The organism is Gemmatimonadales bacterium (genome assembly GCA_041390145.1).
Classification (GTDB): domain Bacteria; phylum Gemmatimonadota; class Gemmatimonadetes; order Gemmatimonadales; family GWC2-71-9; genus SPDF01.
Genome location: JAWKQM010000018.1, coordinates 21,088 through 37,017 on the forward strand (window position 1 = coordinate 21,088; position 15,930 = coordinate 37,017).

Annotated in this window: 16 protein-coding genes; 4 read left to right on the plus strand and 12 right to left on the minus strand. The window is 67.7% G+C overall.

Annotated elements, in window-relative coordinates; all coding sequences use genetic code 11:
• The first annotated feature begins 26 nt into the window (after positions 1-26).
• Complete coding sequence (katG, locus tag R2910_13375) at positions 27-2,237, plus strand: catalase/peroxidase HPI (GenBank protein MEZ4413974.1); 2,211 nt, start codon at positions 27-29, stop codon at positions 2,235-2,237.
• 93 nt (positions 2,238-2,330) lie between these two features.
• On the opposite strand, the gene aqpZ is transcribed toward katG, so the two are convergent.
• The 9 genes from aqpZ to R2910_13420 all read right to left on the minus strand — a co-directional run bounded on the left by aqpZ (position 2,331) and on the right by R2910_13420 (position 9,372).
• The gene (gene aqpZ / locus R2910_13380) at positions 2,331-3,020 is read right to left on the minus strand and encodes an aquaporin Z (protein ID MEZ4413975.1); all 690 of its coding nucleotides are present in this window, start codon (positions 3,018-3,020) and stop codon (positions 2,331-2,333) included.
• A gap of 118 nt (positions 3,021-3,138) precedes the next feature.
• Entirely contained in the window at positions 3,139-4,299 is a 1,161-nt protein-coding gene (locus R2910_13385; GenBank protein ID MEZ4413976.1) for a 6-bladed beta-propeller, read from the minus strand.
• A 124-nt stretch (positions 4,300-4,423) separates the two neighbouring features.
• Positions 4,424-5,779: an APC family permease gene (locus R2910_13390; GenBank protein ID MEZ4413977.1), complete on the minus strand. Its 1,356-nt coding sequence runs from the start codon at positions 5,777-5,779 to the stop codon at positions 4,424-4,426.
• 28 nt (positions 5,780-5,807) lie between these two features.
• Entirely contained in the window at positions 5,808-6,347 is a 540-nt protein-coding gene (locus R2910_13395) for a hypothetical protein (GenBank protein MEZ4413978.1), read from the minus strand.
• Positions 6,348-6,402: 55 nt separating this feature from the next.
• Positions 6,403-6,642 (minus strand): hypothetical protein, encoded by a 240-nt coding sequence (locus R2910_13400; GenBank protein ID MEZ4413979.1) that lies wholly within the window; start codon positions 6,640-6,642, stop codon positions 6,403-6,405.
• Positions 6,643-6,980: 338 nt separating this feature from the next.
• The gene (locus tag R2910_13405) at positions 6,981-7,298 is read right to left on the minus strand and encodes an HPF/RaiA family ribosome-associated protein (protein MEZ4413980.1); all 318 of its coding nucleotides are present in this window, start codon (positions 7,296-7,298) and stop codon (positions 6,981-6,983) included.
• 189 nt (positions 7,299-7,487) lie between these two features.
• Positions 7,488-7,892, minus strand: coding sequence for a VOC family protein (locus R2910_13410; GenBank protein MEZ4413981.1), 405 nt, complete (start codon positions 7,890-7,892; stop codon positions 7,488-7,490).
• Between the two features lie 129 nt (positions 7,893-8,021).
• Entirely contained in the window at positions 8,022-8,735 is a 714-nt protein-coding gene (locus R2910_13415) for a hypothetical protein (protein MEZ4413982.1), read from the minus strand.
• A gap of 115 nt (positions 8,736-8,850) precedes the next feature.
• Positions 8,851-9,372 carry a hypothetical protein gene (locus tag R2910_13420; protein ID MEZ4413983.1) on the minus strand — a complete coding sequence of 174 codons (522 nt, stop codon included), beginning with the start codon at positions 9,370-9,372 and terminating at the stop codon, positions 8,851-8,853.
• A 208-nt stretch (positions 9,373-9,580) separates the two neighbouring features.
• Between R2910_13420 and gtfA the strand changes: the two genes are divergently transcribed.
• Genes gtfA through ggpS form a run of 3 tightly spaced genes read left to right on the plus strand, consistent with a single transcriptional unit; the run spans position 9,581 to position 13,210 of the window.
• Positions 9,581-11,023 carry a sucrose phosphorylase gene (gene gtfA, locus R2910_13425; protein ID MEZ4413984.1) on the plus strand — a complete coding sequence of 481 codons (1,443 nt, stop codon included), beginning with the start codon at positions 9,581-9,583 and terminating at the stop codon, positions 11,021-11,023.
• Positions 11,023-11,745 carry an HAD family hydrolase gene (locus R2910_13430; GenBank protein ID MEZ4413985.1) on the plus strand — a complete coding sequence of 241 codons (723 nt, stop codon included), beginning with the start codon at positions 11,023-11,025 and terminating at the stop codon, positions 11,743-11,745. The genes gtfA and R2910_13430 overlap by 1 nt, the downstream gene beginning before the upstream one ends.
• On the plus strand, positions 11,738-13,210 hold the full coding sequence (gene ggpS, locus R2910_13435; protein MEZ4413986.1) for a glucosylglycerol-phosphate synthase: 1,473 nt from the start codon (positions 11,738-11,740) through the stop codon (positions 13,208-13,210). The genes R2910_13430 and ggpS overlap by 8 nt, the downstream gene beginning before the upstream one ends.
• A 16-nt stretch (positions 13,211-13,226) precedes the next feature.
• On the opposite strand, the gene R2910_13440 is transcribed toward ggpS, so the two are convergent.
• The 3 genes from R2910_13440 to R2910_13450 all read right to left on the minus strand — a co-directional run.
• Positions 13,227-14,777, minus strand: coding sequence for a sodium/solute symporter (locus R2910_13440; protein ID MEZ4413987.1), 1,551 nt, complete (start codon positions 14,775-14,777; stop codon positions 13,227-13,229).
• On the minus strand, positions 14,777-14,971 hold the full coding sequence (locus R2910_13445) for a hypothetical protein (GenBank protein ID MEZ4413988.1): 195 nt from the start codon (positions 14,969-14,971) through the stop codon (positions 14,777-14,779). The genes R2910_13440 and R2910_13445 overlap by 1 nt, the downstream gene beginning before the upstream one ends.
• Positions 14,972-15,079: 108 nt before the next feature.
• Positions 15,080-15,930, minus strand: an 851-nt coding sequence (locus R2910_13450) for a tyrosine-protein phosphatase (protein MEZ4413989.1), incomplete at its 5' end; no start/stop codon positions are given.

Below are 15,930 nucleotides of genomic sequence, written 5' to 3' on the forward strand. Positions count from 1 at the left end.
TCACGCACGCACAATCGGAGCAAACCATGAAGGACAATTCATCCACGACCGCGGGCAAGTGCCCGGTCATGCACAGTGGCAGTCTGGCGACGACGGCTGGCGGCCAGTCCAACCGCGACTGGTGGCCCAGGCAGCTCAACCTCGCGATGCTCCACCAGAACCCGCCCGCGGGCGACCCCATGGGGACGGGCTTCAAGTACTCCGACGAGTTCAAGAAGCTCGACCTCGAGGCCCTGAAGCAGGACCTGTTCAAGCTGATGACCACGTCGCAGGACTGGTGGCCGGCCGACTACGGGCACTACGGGCCGCTCTTCATTCGCATGGCGTGGCACAGTGCCGGTACCTACCGCATCGGCGACGGCCGCGGCGGCGCCGGTTCAGGGACGCAGCGCTTTGCCCCCCTCAACAGCTGGCCCGACAACGGCAACCTCGACAAGGCACGCCGGCTGCTCTGGCCGATCAAGCAGAAGTATGGCAAGCAGATTTCCTGGGCCGACCTGATGGTCTTTGCCGGCAACTGCGCCATCGAGTCGATGGGGCTCAAGCCCTTCGGCTTCGGCGGCGGCCGCGAGGACGTCTGGGAGCCCGAGCAGGACATCTATTGGGGCGCCGAAGCGGAATGGCTGGGCGACAAGCGCTACGCCGGCGACCGCGAACTCGAGAACCCGCTGGCCGCGGTGCAGATGGGGCTCATCTATGTGAACCCGGAAGGCCCGAACGGGACTCCCGATCCGCTCGGGTCCGCCCGCGACATCCGCGAAACGTTCGCCCGGATGGCGATGGACGATGAGGAGACCGTGGCGCTGACCGCCGGCGGGCACACCTTCGGCAAGACCCACGGCGCGGGCGATCCGGCCCTGGTGGGACCCGAGCCGGAGGGGGCCAGCATCGAGGAGCAGGGGCTGGGCTGGAAGAACAGCTTCGGCACCGGCAAGGGCGATGACACGACCACCAGCGGCCTGGAAGGGGCGTGGACGCCGACGCCGACGCAGTGGGACAACAGCTATTTCGACACGCTCTTCGGCTATGAGTGGGAGCTGACGAAGAGCCCGGCCGGCGCGCACCAGTGGAAGCCGAAGGATCCCGCCGCGGCGACGACCGTGCCGGACGCGCACGACCCGTCGAAGCGGCATGCCCCGATGATGTCCACGGCCGACATGGCGATGCGGGAAGACCCGGTCTACCGGAAAATCTCCAAGCGCTTTCACGAGAACCCCGACCAGCTGGCGGACGCGTTCGCCCGGGCGTGGTACAAGCTCACGCACCGCGACATGGGGCCACGTTCCCGCTACCTCGGCGCGCTGGTGCCCAAGGAGGAGCTGATCTGGCAGGATCCCATCCCCGCGGTCGATCACCCGCTGATCGACGCCAAGGACATCGCGGCGCTCAAGGGCAAGATCCTCGCGTCGGGTCTGCCCATCTCGCAGCTCGTCGCGACCGCCTGGGGGTCGGCCTCCACCTTCCGCGGCTCCGACAAGCGCGGCGGGGCCAACGGCGCTCGTATCCGTCTGGCGCCGCAGAAGAAGTGGGACGTGAACGAGCCAGCCAAGCTGGCCCACGCCCTCGAGATCTACGAGACGATCCAGACGGAGTTCAACGGCGCGCAGAAGGGCGGGAAGCGGGTGTCCCTGGCCGACCTGATCGTGCTGGGCGGGTGCGCCGCCGTCGAGGCCGCCGCGAAGAAGGCCGGTGTCGAGGTGGCGGTGCCGTTCACGCCGGGACGCATGGATGCCTCGCAGGAGCAGACGGAGGTGGCCTCGTTCGACGTCCTCGAGCCCAAGGCCGACGGGTTCCGCAACTACCAGAAGGCTGCCTATGCCGTCACGGCTGAGGAGTTGCTGGTCGACAGGGCGCAGCTCCTGACCCTGACCGCCCCCGAAATGACGGTATTGGTCGGCGGCATGCGCGTCCTCAACGCGAATGTCGGGCAGTCGAAGCAGGGTGTCTTCACCGACCGTCCCGAGACGCTGACCAACGACTTCTTCGTGAACCTGCTCGACATGGGCACCACGTGGAAGGCGACCTCCGACACCAAGGACGCGTTCGAAGGTCGTGACCGGACGACGGGCAAGGTGAAGTGGACCGCCACGCGGGTGGACCTCGTCTTCGGGTCCAACTCGCAACTCCGGGCGCTGGCGGAGGTCTATGCCGCCGACGATGCGAAGGAGAAGTTCGTGCGGGACTTCGTGGCGGCGTGGACCAAGGTGATGGACCTGGATCGGTTCGACCTGGCCTGAGTCCGGCCAGGGGAAACTCCGTCACGCAAAGGGTGGCGTCTCAGCGAAAGCCGGGACGCCACCCTTCGACGTGCAGGGGAGGATTGGAGCCGGTTACTTGGCGTCCTCCGCAATGAACCGGTAGACCACCGCGCCGAGCACGCCGCCGATGATGGGGGCCACCCAGAAGAGCCAGAGCTGCGAGGTGGCCCACCCACCGACATACAGGGCGACACCGGTGCTGCGCGCGGGATTCACCGAGGCGTTGGTGACCGGCACGCTGAACAGGTGCACCAGGGTCAGGCCGAGCCCGATGGCAATCGGCGCGAAGCCCTGCGGGGCCCGCTTGTCCGTGGCGCCCATGATGATGAGGAGGAACATCATGGTCATGACCACTTCGGTGATGGCCGCTGCCATCAGGGAGTAGCCGCCCGGCGAGTGGGCACCGTAGCCGTTGGAGGCAAAGCCCGCGGAGACGTCGAAGCCGGCCTGGCCGCTCGCGATGAGATAGAGGACGCCGCCGGCCACCAGGCCACCCAGGACCTGTGCGACGATGTAGGGCAGCAACTCCTTGGCGGGGAAACGGCCACCGGCCCAGAGCCCGATGGACACGGCCGGATTGATATGACACCCGGAGATGTGCCCGATGGCGTAGGCCATCGTGAGCAACGTCAGGCCAAAGGCGAACGACACACCCAGCAGTCCGATGCCCACATCGGGAAAGGCCGCGGCCAGGACCGCGCTGCCGCATCCACCGAGTACCAGCCAGAATGTCCCGACAAACTCCGCGGCGTACTTCCGCATAAGCGGTCCCTTTCAGCAAGAAAATTGTGGCGTGATCAGGGGCAACGTCGGCGATAAGGTGCGGCGCGGCGGGCGCCTCCGCAAGTACTCTCCCGACTGGGATGGACCGCCGACCGTCTCACGCTTCCGTCACCTGGTAGGCCACCACTTGCTGCACTCCGGTATCCGGGTCCTCCTTCGCGAACAGGATCACGTCGGTGCCAATGAAGCCGAGCGGGAGCCCTGTGTCGGAGAGGGTGCCTTGGTACCGGCCCTCGGCGTCGAAGAGATCGACCAGCGCCACCTCGTCGTCGAAGGTGTATCGCTCCACCCACAGCCGGCCCTGCGGATCAAGGACCAGCGAGCGGATCTGCGGCAGCGACGGGGCGACGCCCTGTTTCTCCATGATCTCGCTGGCGGGAATGGTGCATGCGCCACCCCCGCCGAAGCGCACCGTCATCCCGTCGGGGTAGAGCCGCGCCACGTCGTCCACCGACGTCGGCTTGGGCGGAATCGGCCGGCGAATGCTCCGGACCAGGCTGTCGCCCTGGTAGATGTCCACCTGGTACGGTGTCTGGCGGGTGCTCGCCACCACCTGGCCGTTGCTGCTCCACTGCAGTCTCGGCGTAAAGACCGGGGGCTGGATGAAGCTCACGCAGGAGAACTGTACCATCGTGCCGTTGGGCGCCGATTGCGAAGTCAGGATGGTGGTGTCGGAGCCGACCACCACGAGGAGGCGCGTGGTGAATTCCGTGTCGGAGCGATCGCCCTGGGTGAAGATCAGGGTGTCGCCATAGGCGCGGGGCAGCTGGGCGCTCGCGCCCTGGAGGGAAAGCAGCGGCAGCAGGTCGCCGTTCGCGTCCCAGCGGACCAGCGCCTGCTTGCTCCCGTCATAGACGTTGGCCACCCCGGCCGGGGAGACGAAGAAGGAGATCGGGAACTGGAATTCTCCTGGCCCGCCCCCCGGGCGGCCGAGGAACCGGATGTGGTTGCCGGTGGGAGAGAAGACCTCGACCCGGGACTGCTGCCCGTCGAGGACGTAGATGTTGCCGGCCTGGTCGGTGCCGGTCGTGAAGGCGTTGGCGTTGGTGAAGCTGCCCGGGCCCTCGTCGGCCCCGCCGAGGCGGAAGCGTTCCGTCATGGCCCAGCCCAGGGGGTGGTCCGTGGCGGGCGCGACCGCCAGCGTGACGCCGGCGGAGTCGGTGATGGCCGTCGTGCCCTGGTCGTGGGCATTGTCGCCGCAGGCGGCGGCAAGGAGGAAGGCGAAGGTGGCGGTGGCACGGGCGGACGCAGGATTCACGGCTTGGCTCCGGAGGGGGGATTGCCCGGGTAGATGCCCGGGACGGCCGCATCGTTTCAGCTGAGGGGAGGCGGCGGAAAGAGATTGACATCGAGGTGAGGTCGAAGCTCGCGCACCACTCCGATCAATCAGTCGGCTTGCGGGACGCGGCGCGCTTGTCGGGGTGCGCGACCCGGCGGGTCCTGCCGGTTTCCCTCAGGAACAGCACATACGATCCCTCGATGGCCACCGCAAGTCCGACCAGGCCCAGCAGGCCAAGCAACCGCCAAGGTCGCTGCTGCCAGGTGTGCGAGAGGAGCGCGACCAGGGCCATGCTGCATGCCAGCACGCCGGCGAGCGCGATGAGCCGGCTGCTGCCAATCTCCCGAGCCGTCCTGAAGTTCGCAAGGTTGACCAGCGCAAAGATCATGAGAAAGCTCGCGCTGGCCATCGTCGAGATGCTGGCCAGGTCCACGCTGATCGCGAGCAGGAGGGCGGCGCCGGCCGTCAGGAGGAGGCCCACCGGCTGGTTCCACACCTTGTGCTCCAGCGCAACCGGGAGCTCGCCTTCGGTGGCTATTGAATAGCTGAGTCGCGCGGCGCCATAGAGGGTGGAGTTGATCGCCGAAAAGGTGGCCAGTACGGCCGTCAGTCCCACCAAAGTGAAGCCGAGCTGTCCGAGGGACGGCGTCGCCGCCTCGGCAAGGGCGAAGTCCTGCGCGGCGGCGATCCGATCGGCTGGCAGTGAGCCGACCACGACCATCGCAATCAGGACATAGAGCACGATGACGACCAGGACCGAGCCGTAGTAGGCCCGGGGCAGGGTGGTCCTGTAGTTGCGCACCGATGCCGCGGTGTTCGCGATCAGCTCGAATCCCTCATAGGCCACGAAGATGATCATGCCGGCGCTGGCCACCTGGACCAGGGGCTTCCAGGTAGCCGGTGCCAGGCGGGACGGGTCGATGCTGCCGAATCCGAACACCACCACGAGCACGAGGATGGCCAGCTTGAGCACGACGACCAGCGTCTCGCTCCGGGCCACGATCTTGGCGCTGAAGAGGTTGATCAGGGTGGGCGCCAGGATGCCGAGGGAGACGAGGAGCTTGCTGGCGAGGACGGTGTGCTGGCCCTGCGGCAAGAACGTGGCGGCATAGTTGCCGAACGCCACCGCATAGAGTGCCAGCGTGAGGACGTAGCCGATCCAGAGCAGGTTGTTCGCCGACCCCGTGCACCAGTTGATGCCAAACGCCTTGTCGATGAAGATGATGGTTCCCCCACTGCTGGGGAACGCCACCGAGAGTCGGGCATAGGAATAGGCCGTGAGCAGGGCGACCCCACCGCCGATCAGGAAGGCGAGCGGAGTGGCGCCGCCGGCCAGCACGGTGGCAAGCCCGAGCACCGCGAAAATGCCACCGCCCACCATGCCGCCGATGCCGATGGCCATGGCGCCGAGCAGGGAAACCCCTCCGCTGGAGCTGCTGTCACCTGGGGAAACGTTCACCGTCCCTCCCCACGGCGTACCAGGTCGATCATTGAACCGGCCGAATCATCGAGACATCCTCCGGCCGCAGCTCGTCACAGGCGTTGGGTTCGACCGTCCACATCGAGTTGGAGACGGTCCAGGCACCGTCGATCCTGACGAAGTCGAACACGTCGATACCGCAATGACTCGTCTCGCCATCGATCCAGAACTCGTACGGCGCCCACACCACCGCGATGCTGCCGCGCACCAGGACGGTCGGCGACCAGTACCGCTCGCGGTAGGTATGCCCGTCGTTCCGGGCGGGGTCGATCCAGTAGGCGTTGGGTTGTCCCACGATGTCCATCTCGCCGTTGCCCACGGCACGCGCCCGATACGTCATCCCATCGGCGGTCTGCAGCTTGGCCATCGCCTGGAGGTCGTTCGCGGAAATCGCGAGCATCATGGTGTCCATGGCCGCGAGCACCGCCGCCTCGTCATCCGATCGCGTGGCATCCGGCCCCGACGCCGCAGGCGGGGCAGCCTGATTGCACGCGGCCAGCACGGCCAGCACGGCCAGGGCGGCCAGCGTTCGGACAGGTCGATTCATGCGAGTCCCCTTGGGTGTCGTGGAGGTCGTGTGCGGCCGCACGCGCGCGCTTCGATCAATCGCCCGTCGTCGACGGCCAGGCAATCGCGAGCAGCGCCAGCAGGCCGGCTCCAAGGAGCACGGTGCGCGTGACCGCTTGTTCCGGATTGCCGAATCTGATGGAATCCACCGCGGAACGTGGCAGTGCAACGCGACAGGCGGTGCAGTCCAGCGCCTGGTGGTAGGGGATACCGGCGACGCTGTCGTCGGCGATGCTGACCCCATGCCAGCGATCGACGCGAGTGGGCTGCCACACTTGGACCTGCTGCCTCGACGGGATTGTACGCGGCTCCAGGCCCTCGGCAGGTTGCCGCCATGTGGTCCCGCAGGCTTGGACGAGGACGAGCGCTGCCATGCAAAGGTGGCGGCACGACCGCGCTCTCGTTTCAGCTTGTGGTGTTCTCAGGTTGGACCTCGGCGAGCAACGAGGTTGGCCGTGGCGGGCGATCTGGCTCGGGCTGCCCCAGCGTCGACGGCGATCGAGGGGGCGCCTTCGCTCCTCTCTGTGGCGCGAATCTCGGCATGACGGAAGTGACCGCCATGCCGAGTTGTTCCACAATGTCCCAGTTCCCGCAACCGGCGGCTGGCCGAAGCCTAGTACTTCGCCAGTCGTCCGAGAAGGCTGTCGAGGGATCGCTTCAACTTGTCGGCGGCGCCGTCGAGGGCCTCATCAACGGTAGCGGCTTGATGGCTGACCGCGACGGGCTGGTGGCCGGCAGGCCGGGCCTCCAGCAGGCAGCGCATGTCGGCCGGGCCACCCTTGGTGTCACCGTTGGTGTCGGAGAGGTGGACTTCCACGCGGGTGATATGCTGGCTCAGGTGCTCGAGGGCACCCTGCACGACGGCGTGGACCTGCGCCTCAAGCGCCTTGGTCCCGTCGATACTGGCGTCGGTGTTGAGTTGAATGAACATATGCTCCTCCACAAAGTGAACCTCCCACCACCTCTGGCGGCCGCGGGTGGCTTGGTTCTCTAATGTACCCGAAAGTGGAGTCTGCGGTCCGTCACGGATTCCCGTCGAGGAACCAGTCCTTCTCGCGATCTTTATTCTGCGGTACGCGGCAGGCGCTCGTCAGCTGCGTGCCCGGGTCAGGCGGCACGGTCACGCATCCTTGTTCTTTGCGTCCCAGGGCATCGGCTCCCAGAGCTCGATCTTGTTGCCGTCCGGATCCATGATCCACGCGAACTTGCCATTCTCGTGCGATTCGGGGCCCTGGACGATCTCCACACCGCCCGCCCGAAGCTGTTCCAGCAGCTCCCCGAGGTTGTCGACCCGGTAGTTGATCATGAAGGAGGACCGGCTCGGGCTGAACCACTGGCTGTCCTTCCCGGCCACATGCCACACGGTCAGGCCGTGGTCCTCGGCCGTGTCGTCCGGCCATCGAAGGACCGCGCCGCCAAAGTCTTCCAGCGGCATGCCCAAGTGCGTCTGATACCACGCGGCCAAGGCCGCGTGATCACCGGTGCTCTTGAAGAACACGCCACCGACACCCGTCACCTTGGCCATCATTGCGCTCCGTTGTATGTGATCGCCCGACGAAATGGCGCATCCGCTGCTTCGGGCCAGGGCTGGGAATCTGGATGGAGTTGCCCGCCGGGTCCCGGGCGTATGCACGCTCAGGCGCGCATGCGTGGCTCAGCGCCGTGGCTCGAGCGTTGGAGGCGGATCGACGGAGGGTCGGGAAAGCAGCTTCACCGCGTGCTGGGCGATCTCCTGCATCTGTCGCTTGCGCTCGCGCGCCCAGCGCGGCAACCGAATCAGGTTGGCACCGAACGCCGCCAGCGCCAGTCCGCCGAACATGCCGACGAGCACCAGCGCCTTCCCTGGCTTGCCGGCAGCAGTGATCACAGCACCCATCAGGACCGACATCCCGCCCATGGCGAGCCCCAGCACGTTGAGGGACATCGCGTCGCCCTTGAGTGTACTGAGGCGGAGCTGTTCGCCATGCTCGGTCGGCTCGACACAGATGTGCAGGTTGCCTTGCGACCATTCACGGAGCCCGCCGGAACTCGTCGCGCGGCCCTGCACCCCGAAGGTCGTCCGGAATTCGGCAATCAGCTGCTCCCACTCCCGATCCGTGGGCGCTCGCGGAAGCGCGACCACCCGCGAGACGCCGATCGGCAGCCCGAAGGATCGACGGACGGGCGCCAGCCGGCCGCGGGCGTCGAGACTCGCCGCGGCGTGCGCGACACGCGCAGGCGCGATGCCCGCCTCCTGACCGATGTGCTGGAGCTCGTCGAGGGTCAGGCCGCCGGATTCGGCTGGCAGCGGCCGATCGCGCGTGTCGCCCGTCGTCGCGAGGCTGAAGATCTCGCGTACCTCGTCGTCCCCGTATCGCCGTGTTGTCATCGTCATCGAGTATACGGCGACCGCTTCCCACGCGCTACCGTCCCATGGAGGCCTTCAAGGGGCAGCGACAATCGCGTTCGTGATCATCTGCAGATGGGCTGATCCACGGCCCCGTCTAGGGGAAACAGGTTCCCTGGTTCATGGGGTCCTGACTCGACGAGGCGACCGGCGCCACGCTCAGGGTGCCGACCGGGGTGCTCAGGAGGAAGTCGTCATAGAACCGAAAGCCACTCTTGTAGCCGCACAGGAGCGCCGGCCCCGGCGACACGTTGCGAATCGTCACCTGGATCATCGCCGACCGATGGATGGTGCAGGCGTCCTGGATGGCCGGGTCGTTGCAGTCAATCACGAGGAGCGTAGAGGGGTCTTCGGTCAGTTGAGGGTGACCCACCGCGACCCAGGCGCCATCGGCATAGAAATAGGCCTGCCACTGGTAGGGCATTTCGCCAAAGATGCTGTAGCCCGGCGGGATGGTGGGATTCACCGAGGCCTTGAACGTCGCCGGGTTGAGGGTCGGGTTCCCACCCCCATTGCCGCTCCCGCCTCCCTCGCTGCTCCCGACAGGGGAATCCTGGGAGCAGGCGAGCAGAAACACGGCCGAGAGCAACGCACGGTGCAGCCAGGATCGCCCGATCACGGCGGCCTCCAGTTCAGGACAGGATCAGGAAGAAGGATGGCCCCGCGTCCGAATGTCGGCAAGCGCCGCGGCTCCGCCCCCGGCGTCGTGGCTCTGACCGGCACGAACGGTGGATGCGGCGGACAAACGGGGGCACGCGGGCACCCGATTACCTTCCGAATATCACTTCGCCGGAGGCCCCCGCGGTCCCGACCACACCGGAGACCTCATGACCCTGCGCAACCAGGTGCAGCTGATCACGTATCCACACCGCCTGGGCGGCAACCTGGCCGCCCTCGGCGACATTCTCGAGGCGCATCTCGCCACGGCCGTGGGAGGGGTCCATATCCTCCCCCTCTACCCCTCCAACGCCGACGGTGGCTTCTCCCCGCTCACGCACAAGGAAGTGGACCCCGCGTTCGGCACCTGGGAGGACGTCGAGCGCATCGCCGCCAGGTTTGACCTCTGCCTCGACCTCACCGTCAACCACATCTCCGACCAGTCCGCCGAGTTCCAGGACTTCCTGGCCAAGGGCATGCAGTCCGAGTACGCCGACCTCTTCGTCCACGTGGACCAGCTCGGCGAGATCACCCCGGACGACCTGGCCAAGATTCACATCCGGAAGGAGAAGGAGCCGTTCCGCGAGATCGTGCTGCCCGACGGCACGACGCACCGGGTCTGGACCACCTTCACCGAGCGGCAGATCGACCTGAACTACGAGTCACCCCGCACGTATGCGCTGATGGAGGACTACATCGCGTTCCTCACGGCGCGCGGCGCGAAGCTCTTCCGGCTCGATGCCTTCGGCTATACCACCAAGCGCATCGGCACCAGCTGCTTCCTGGTGGAGCCGGACGTCTACGAAATCCTCCAGTGGGTGCATCGCGCGGCGCTGGCGCACGGGGCCGATACGCTCCCGGAGGTGCACGACCATCCCAGCTTCCAGTATGCCATCGCCCTGCACGGGATGCGCCCCTACGGCTTCGCCCTGCCGCCGCTGGTCCTGCACGCCCTCCTCGACGGCGACAGCCGGTACCTGAAGCCCTGGCTCCGCATGTGTCCCCGCAACCAGGTGACGGTGCTCGATACCCACGACGGCATCTGCATTCCCGACGTGGACGGCATCCTGCCGGCTGACAAGACCCAGCACCTCATCGACAACGTGTCCCAGCGCTCCGCGGACCCGATCCTCCGCCGTTCGGCGGCCAACGTCTACAGCGTGGGGGCCATCTACCAGCTGACCTGCACCTTCTTCGACGCCCTGAAGCAAAACGAGGACGCCAACGTGGCCGCGCGCGCCATCCAGCTCTTCGCGCCGGGGATTCCGCAGGTGTACTACGTCGGCTGGCTGGGCGGGACCAACGAGGTGGAGCGGGCGGAGGAGACGGGGGATCCACGGGAGATCAACCGGCACACCTACACGCGGGAGCAGGTGGAGGCGGCGTTGCGCACCCCGATGGTGAAGAGGATCCAGCGCCTGATGGAGTTCCGGAGTACACACCCGGCCTTCCAGGGGACCTTCCACCTGCACTCCTCGAGCGATACCACGGTGGCGATGCAGTGGCGGCACGGCGAGCACCATGCCCTGCTGTTCGTGGACCTGCTGTTCAAGAAGGCCACGATTCGCTACAGCGACGTCCGCTCCAAGCGGGCACTGACGATCCGGGCCTGATGCGGGTCCTGGCGACGGATCTCGACGGCACCTTCCTCGGCGGCTCGGACGCGGCCCGGGACGCCCTGACACGCTACTTCCGCGACGACCCGGCGCGGACGCTCCTGTTCGTGACCGGACGGTCGAGCCGCAGCGTGACGGCGCTGGTGACGGACGGCGTCCTCCCGCGGCCCGACGCCATGATCTGCGATGTCGGCTCCTACATCGCCCACGCCGACGGGTCGCCCTACGAGGGGCCGCTGCTCGAGGACATCCGGCAGCGGTGGGGAGGGCGCAGCGCCGCGGTGCGCGCCGCCTTCGCGGACATGCCGGGGCTTCGCCTGCAGGAGTACTTCGGCCCCAACCGCGTGTCGTACTATTACGACTCGCCGGCGGTCCTGGCGCCGGCCCTCGCGCGGGCCGAGGCGCTGGGGTGCACCGGGCTCGTCTCCGACGGCCGGTTCTTCGACGTGCTGCCTAGGGGGGTCGACAAGGGGAGCACCCTCCGGCGGCTGATGAAGGAATGGGGGGTCCCGGAGGACGCGGTGCTGGTGGCCGGCGACACCCTGAACGATCTCGCGATGATCACCTGCGGACTCCCCGCGGTGGTCGTCGGCAACGCTGAACCCGGCCTCCTGGCCCGACTCCCGGCCAGCGACCGGATCTACCGTGCCACGGGCCACGGCGCCGAGGGAATCCTCGAGGCGCTGGCCCACCACGGCGTGGAGGTGCCCCATGTCTGAACTCGTCGTCGTCTACCACCGCCAGCCGTTCGAGCGCGCCGTCGTGGACGGCAAGGAGGTGCTCCGGAGCCACCGAAGCCCGAACGGGATCGTGCCGACGCTGCGCGGGTTCTTCCAGTACTTTGACCGGGGCACGTGGGTGGCGTGGACCACCGTGGAGGCGGCCCGCGCGGGCACCGTGCTGGCGCGCGAGCCGGTGGAATTTGCCGGCGAGCGGTACGACGTCGCCCAGCTCGGGCTCACCCGGGAGCAGGTGAACTCGTTCTACAAGGTCACCTCCAAGGCCGCGCTCTGGCCCATCCTCCACAGCTTCGTCGACAAGTTCGACTACGACGCGGCGGACTGGGCCACCTTCCGCGAGGTCAACCGCCTCTTTGCCAACGCCACGTGCGAGGTGGCGAGCGAGGGCGCGGTGGTCTGGGTGCACGACTACAACCTCTGGCTGGTGCCCAAGCTCATCCGCGAGCAGCGTCCCGACCTGACGATCTGCTTCTTCCATCACACCCCCTTTCCCTCCTCCGACATCTTCGGCGTGCTGCCGTGGCGGACCGAGATCGCGGCCAGCCTGCTCAACTGTGACCGCGTCGGGTTCCACATCCCGCGCTACGCCGAGAACTTCGCCGCGGTGGCGCGCGCCTTCGGGGGGGCCACCACGGCCGGCCGCCAGCCGGTCCATGAACGCCTTCGTCCCGAGGGGTGGGCGCTCCAGGAGAGCACCGTGGTGGGCGAACTCCTGTGGCATGGCCGGCGGGTGTGGGTGGATGTCGTGCCGCTCGGCGTGGCGGTCCCGAAGATCGTGGAGACGATCCGGACCCCCGCGGCGCAGGCGCGGACCCGGGCCATCCGCGAGCAGTCCGGCGTGGACACCATCCTGTTCGCTGTGAGTCGCGTCGACTACACCAAGGGCACGGTGGAGCTGCTCGACGCCTATCGGCGCCTCCTGGAGCGCCGGCCGAAGCTGGCGGGGACCGTGAGGCTCTTCCTGGTGTGTGTCCCGCCGGCGCCCGGCATGCAGGTGTACGATGAGATCCAGGCGGAGATCGAGCAGCGGGTAGGCGCCATCAACGGCCGGTATTCCACGCTCGACTGGATCCCGGTGGTCCTCTTTGCGCAGCCGATGGACTTCGAGGAGCTGATGAGCTGGTACCGGGCCGCGCACATCTGCTGGATCACGCCGCTCCGCGACGGGCTCAATCTGGTGGCCAAGGAGTTCATCGCGGCCAAGGAGGGCAGGGAAGGGAAGCTGATCCTCTCCGAGTTCACCGGGGCGGCGGTGGAGCTCGGTGATTCGATCCTGGTGCATCCCTATTCCGCACGCTCGATGGATGCCGCCATCGACGAGGCGCTGGACATGTCCCGGGAGGAGGAGGTCGACCGGATGGGACGGCTCTGGGAGGCGACCCGCGCGCACGACCTCAGCTGGTGGACCGAGACGATGCTCGAGCGGTTCGGGGTGGAGCACTAGGCGCGCCACCCCGTTCCTAGAGGAACAGCGCGAGGCTGCCCGCCACCCCCAGCACCACGAGCGCCGACCAGAACCGGTAGTCCCGGAGCAGCCCCGTGCCCGGCTCCACGCGCGAGAGCGCCGGGGTCCACAGGGTGATCGGGTCGGGCACCGAGCGCGTGCGGGCGGCGCGCGAGGCCACGACCAGGGTCGCCAGGCTCACCACGAAGAGCACGAACGCGTTGACCGTGAAGTGCAGCGGCCACCACCCCGCCTTGGATCCCACGAAGAGCGCCAGCCCGCACACATGGCCCACCAGCAGGGCCCAGAACCCGGCCGTCCGCTGCGCGCCGCGCCAGAACACCCCGCCAAGGTAGATGGCCGCCACGGGCGGCACCGCGTAGGCGAAGACTTCCTGCAGGTAGGCGAAGATGCCCGGGAAGTGCTCGATCAGCGGCGCCCAGGCGATCGCCAGCGCCATGAAGCCGAGGGTGGTCAGGCGCGCGATCCAGAGCAGGCGCCGTTGGGGAACCTCCTTCTTGTCGAGCGCGGCGATGTCGTACACCGCGATCGCGGAGCTCGCGTTCAGGGTGCTGTCGATGGTGGACATGATGGCGGCCATGATGGCGGCGATCATGAGGCCGCGGGCGCCGACGGGGAGGAAGTCGCGCACGAGGACCGGGAAGACCTCGTCGGGGCGGTCGAGCCCAGGCATCAGGCCGAGCGCCATGGCGCCGGGAAGCACCATGATGAACAGCGGCAGGAGCTTGAGGCCCGCGGCGAGCACGGCGCCCCAGCGCGCGTGATCCACGTTCTTGGCGGCCAGGAACCGCTGCGAGATGTACTGGTTGGTGGTCCAGTAGTACAGCCCAAGAATCGGCAGGCCGAGCAGCAGGCCGGGCCAGGGCAGCTCGGGATCGCTCGCCGGGCGGATCATGTGGAGGTGCCCGGCGGGCACCGCGGCCGTCACGGCGGCCCAGCTGAAGTTGAACTCCGCGAAGGTCAACACCGTGAGGGTGATCGAGCCGAGGATGAGGACGAGCGCCTGCAGTGCGTCGGTGAGCATCACCGCCTTGAGCCCGCCGGCGGCGGTGTAGAGGCCGACAAACACCCCGAGGCCGATCAGCGTCGGCCAGAGGGGAAGGCCCGGGATGAACACCGTGAGCACCAGGGCCCCGGCGTAGAGGGACCCGGCGGTGTCCACCACCAGCGACAGGACGATCATCAGTCCGGCGACGTAGAGACGGGCGCGCCGGTCGAAGCGCCGCTCGACGTAGTCGGGGATCGTCAGGATGCGCCCGCGCAGGTAGATCGGGATGAGGAAGACGGCGGCGAAGAGGAGGGCGAGCGCCGCCATCCACTCGTAGCTGGCCACCGCCAGGCCGGTGGCGTAGGCGGCGCCGGCGAGGCCGATGAGGGTGGTACTCGAGACGTTGGAGGCGAAGAGCGAGGTGCCGACCACCCCGAACCCGAGGCTGCGGCCACCGAGGAAGAGCGATTCGGCATCCTGGGTTCCGGTGCTGACACGGACCCCGATCCAGGCGACGACGGCGAGATAGAGGACCGGAATGACCAGGTCCCAATGCATCAGCGCTCCTTGCTTGCGGAATAACCAAGATAACGCGGTTCAGTCGGGGGCTGGTTCGGCTGGGCAGTGGAGAGCCGCACCTCGTCGAACTCACCAAGGGTGATGAGCGCCGGCAGGCGAAGCTCCCCGAGCCGCCCGGTGGCGTCGTAGCTCTTGAGGGTGCCAGTGGACGTGAACTCGATCGGTCCCCACATGTAGCCGTACAGCCCGGCGCCGAACTTTGCGAGCGTGCTGTCCAGTGCCGGCCCGGCTCAGGTACAGGGGATGGCAGGCGCCCACCGCCGCCCTGGCGGGTCCCGGGACTATCGCCGCAGGAACATCGACCGCAGCGCCCCCTGCCCGGCGGCGTCGATCCCGAGCCCCTTCGCGAAATAGTCCTCGATGGTGCCGTACTCCTTCTCCATCTCGTCGAAGGACGCCTGCAGGTATTCCGGCTTGACGCCGAAGATGGCGACGGCGATGTCGCGATCGCCCCCGGCCGCGACGAAACTCTCGATGGCGTGCTGGAACTGCGGGATGGTGTAGTCGTTGGTGCGGAGGAAGTCCGCCATCACCGTGTCGCGGGGCACGCCGAGCAGGGAGAGGAGCGCAGCGGCGGCCCACCCCGTCCGGTCCTTTCCCGTGGTGCAGTGGAAGACCGCCGGCAGCGCCGGCTGCTCGGCAAGGGCGAGAAACAAGGTGCGATACGATGCCTTGGCGCTCGGGAGCGAGATGAATTCCCGGTACCCCTCCATGAACAACGCCTCGATCCGGCCCCCGCCGAGCGCGGCGTTCGCCTTCGTCGGCTGGTGCAGCAGCGCCTCCAGTTCGGCAGGGGCCGCGGTCTTCGCGTCGGCGAGGACGTTCAGGAGGTGGTAGGTCACGCCGGGCGGCATCTCGTCCGGCGCCGCCTTGGCCTCCGACGTGGTGCGGAGGTCGAAGTCGTTCCGGAGTCCAAGGCGTCCAAGCCGCTTCAGGTCCTCGGCGTTCATGGGGTTGAAGGTGTCGGACCGGTAGGCGAGGCCCCGGGCGACGGTGGCGCCGCTCGCCGTGGTGTACCCTCCAACGTCGCGCAGGTTTGGCACCGTCGGGATACCGAGGGCCTGACCCATGCTCTGTCCGGGCGCAAGCACCGGGATCGAGGTCTGGGCGGCGGTGGGTGACGTGGCCATGC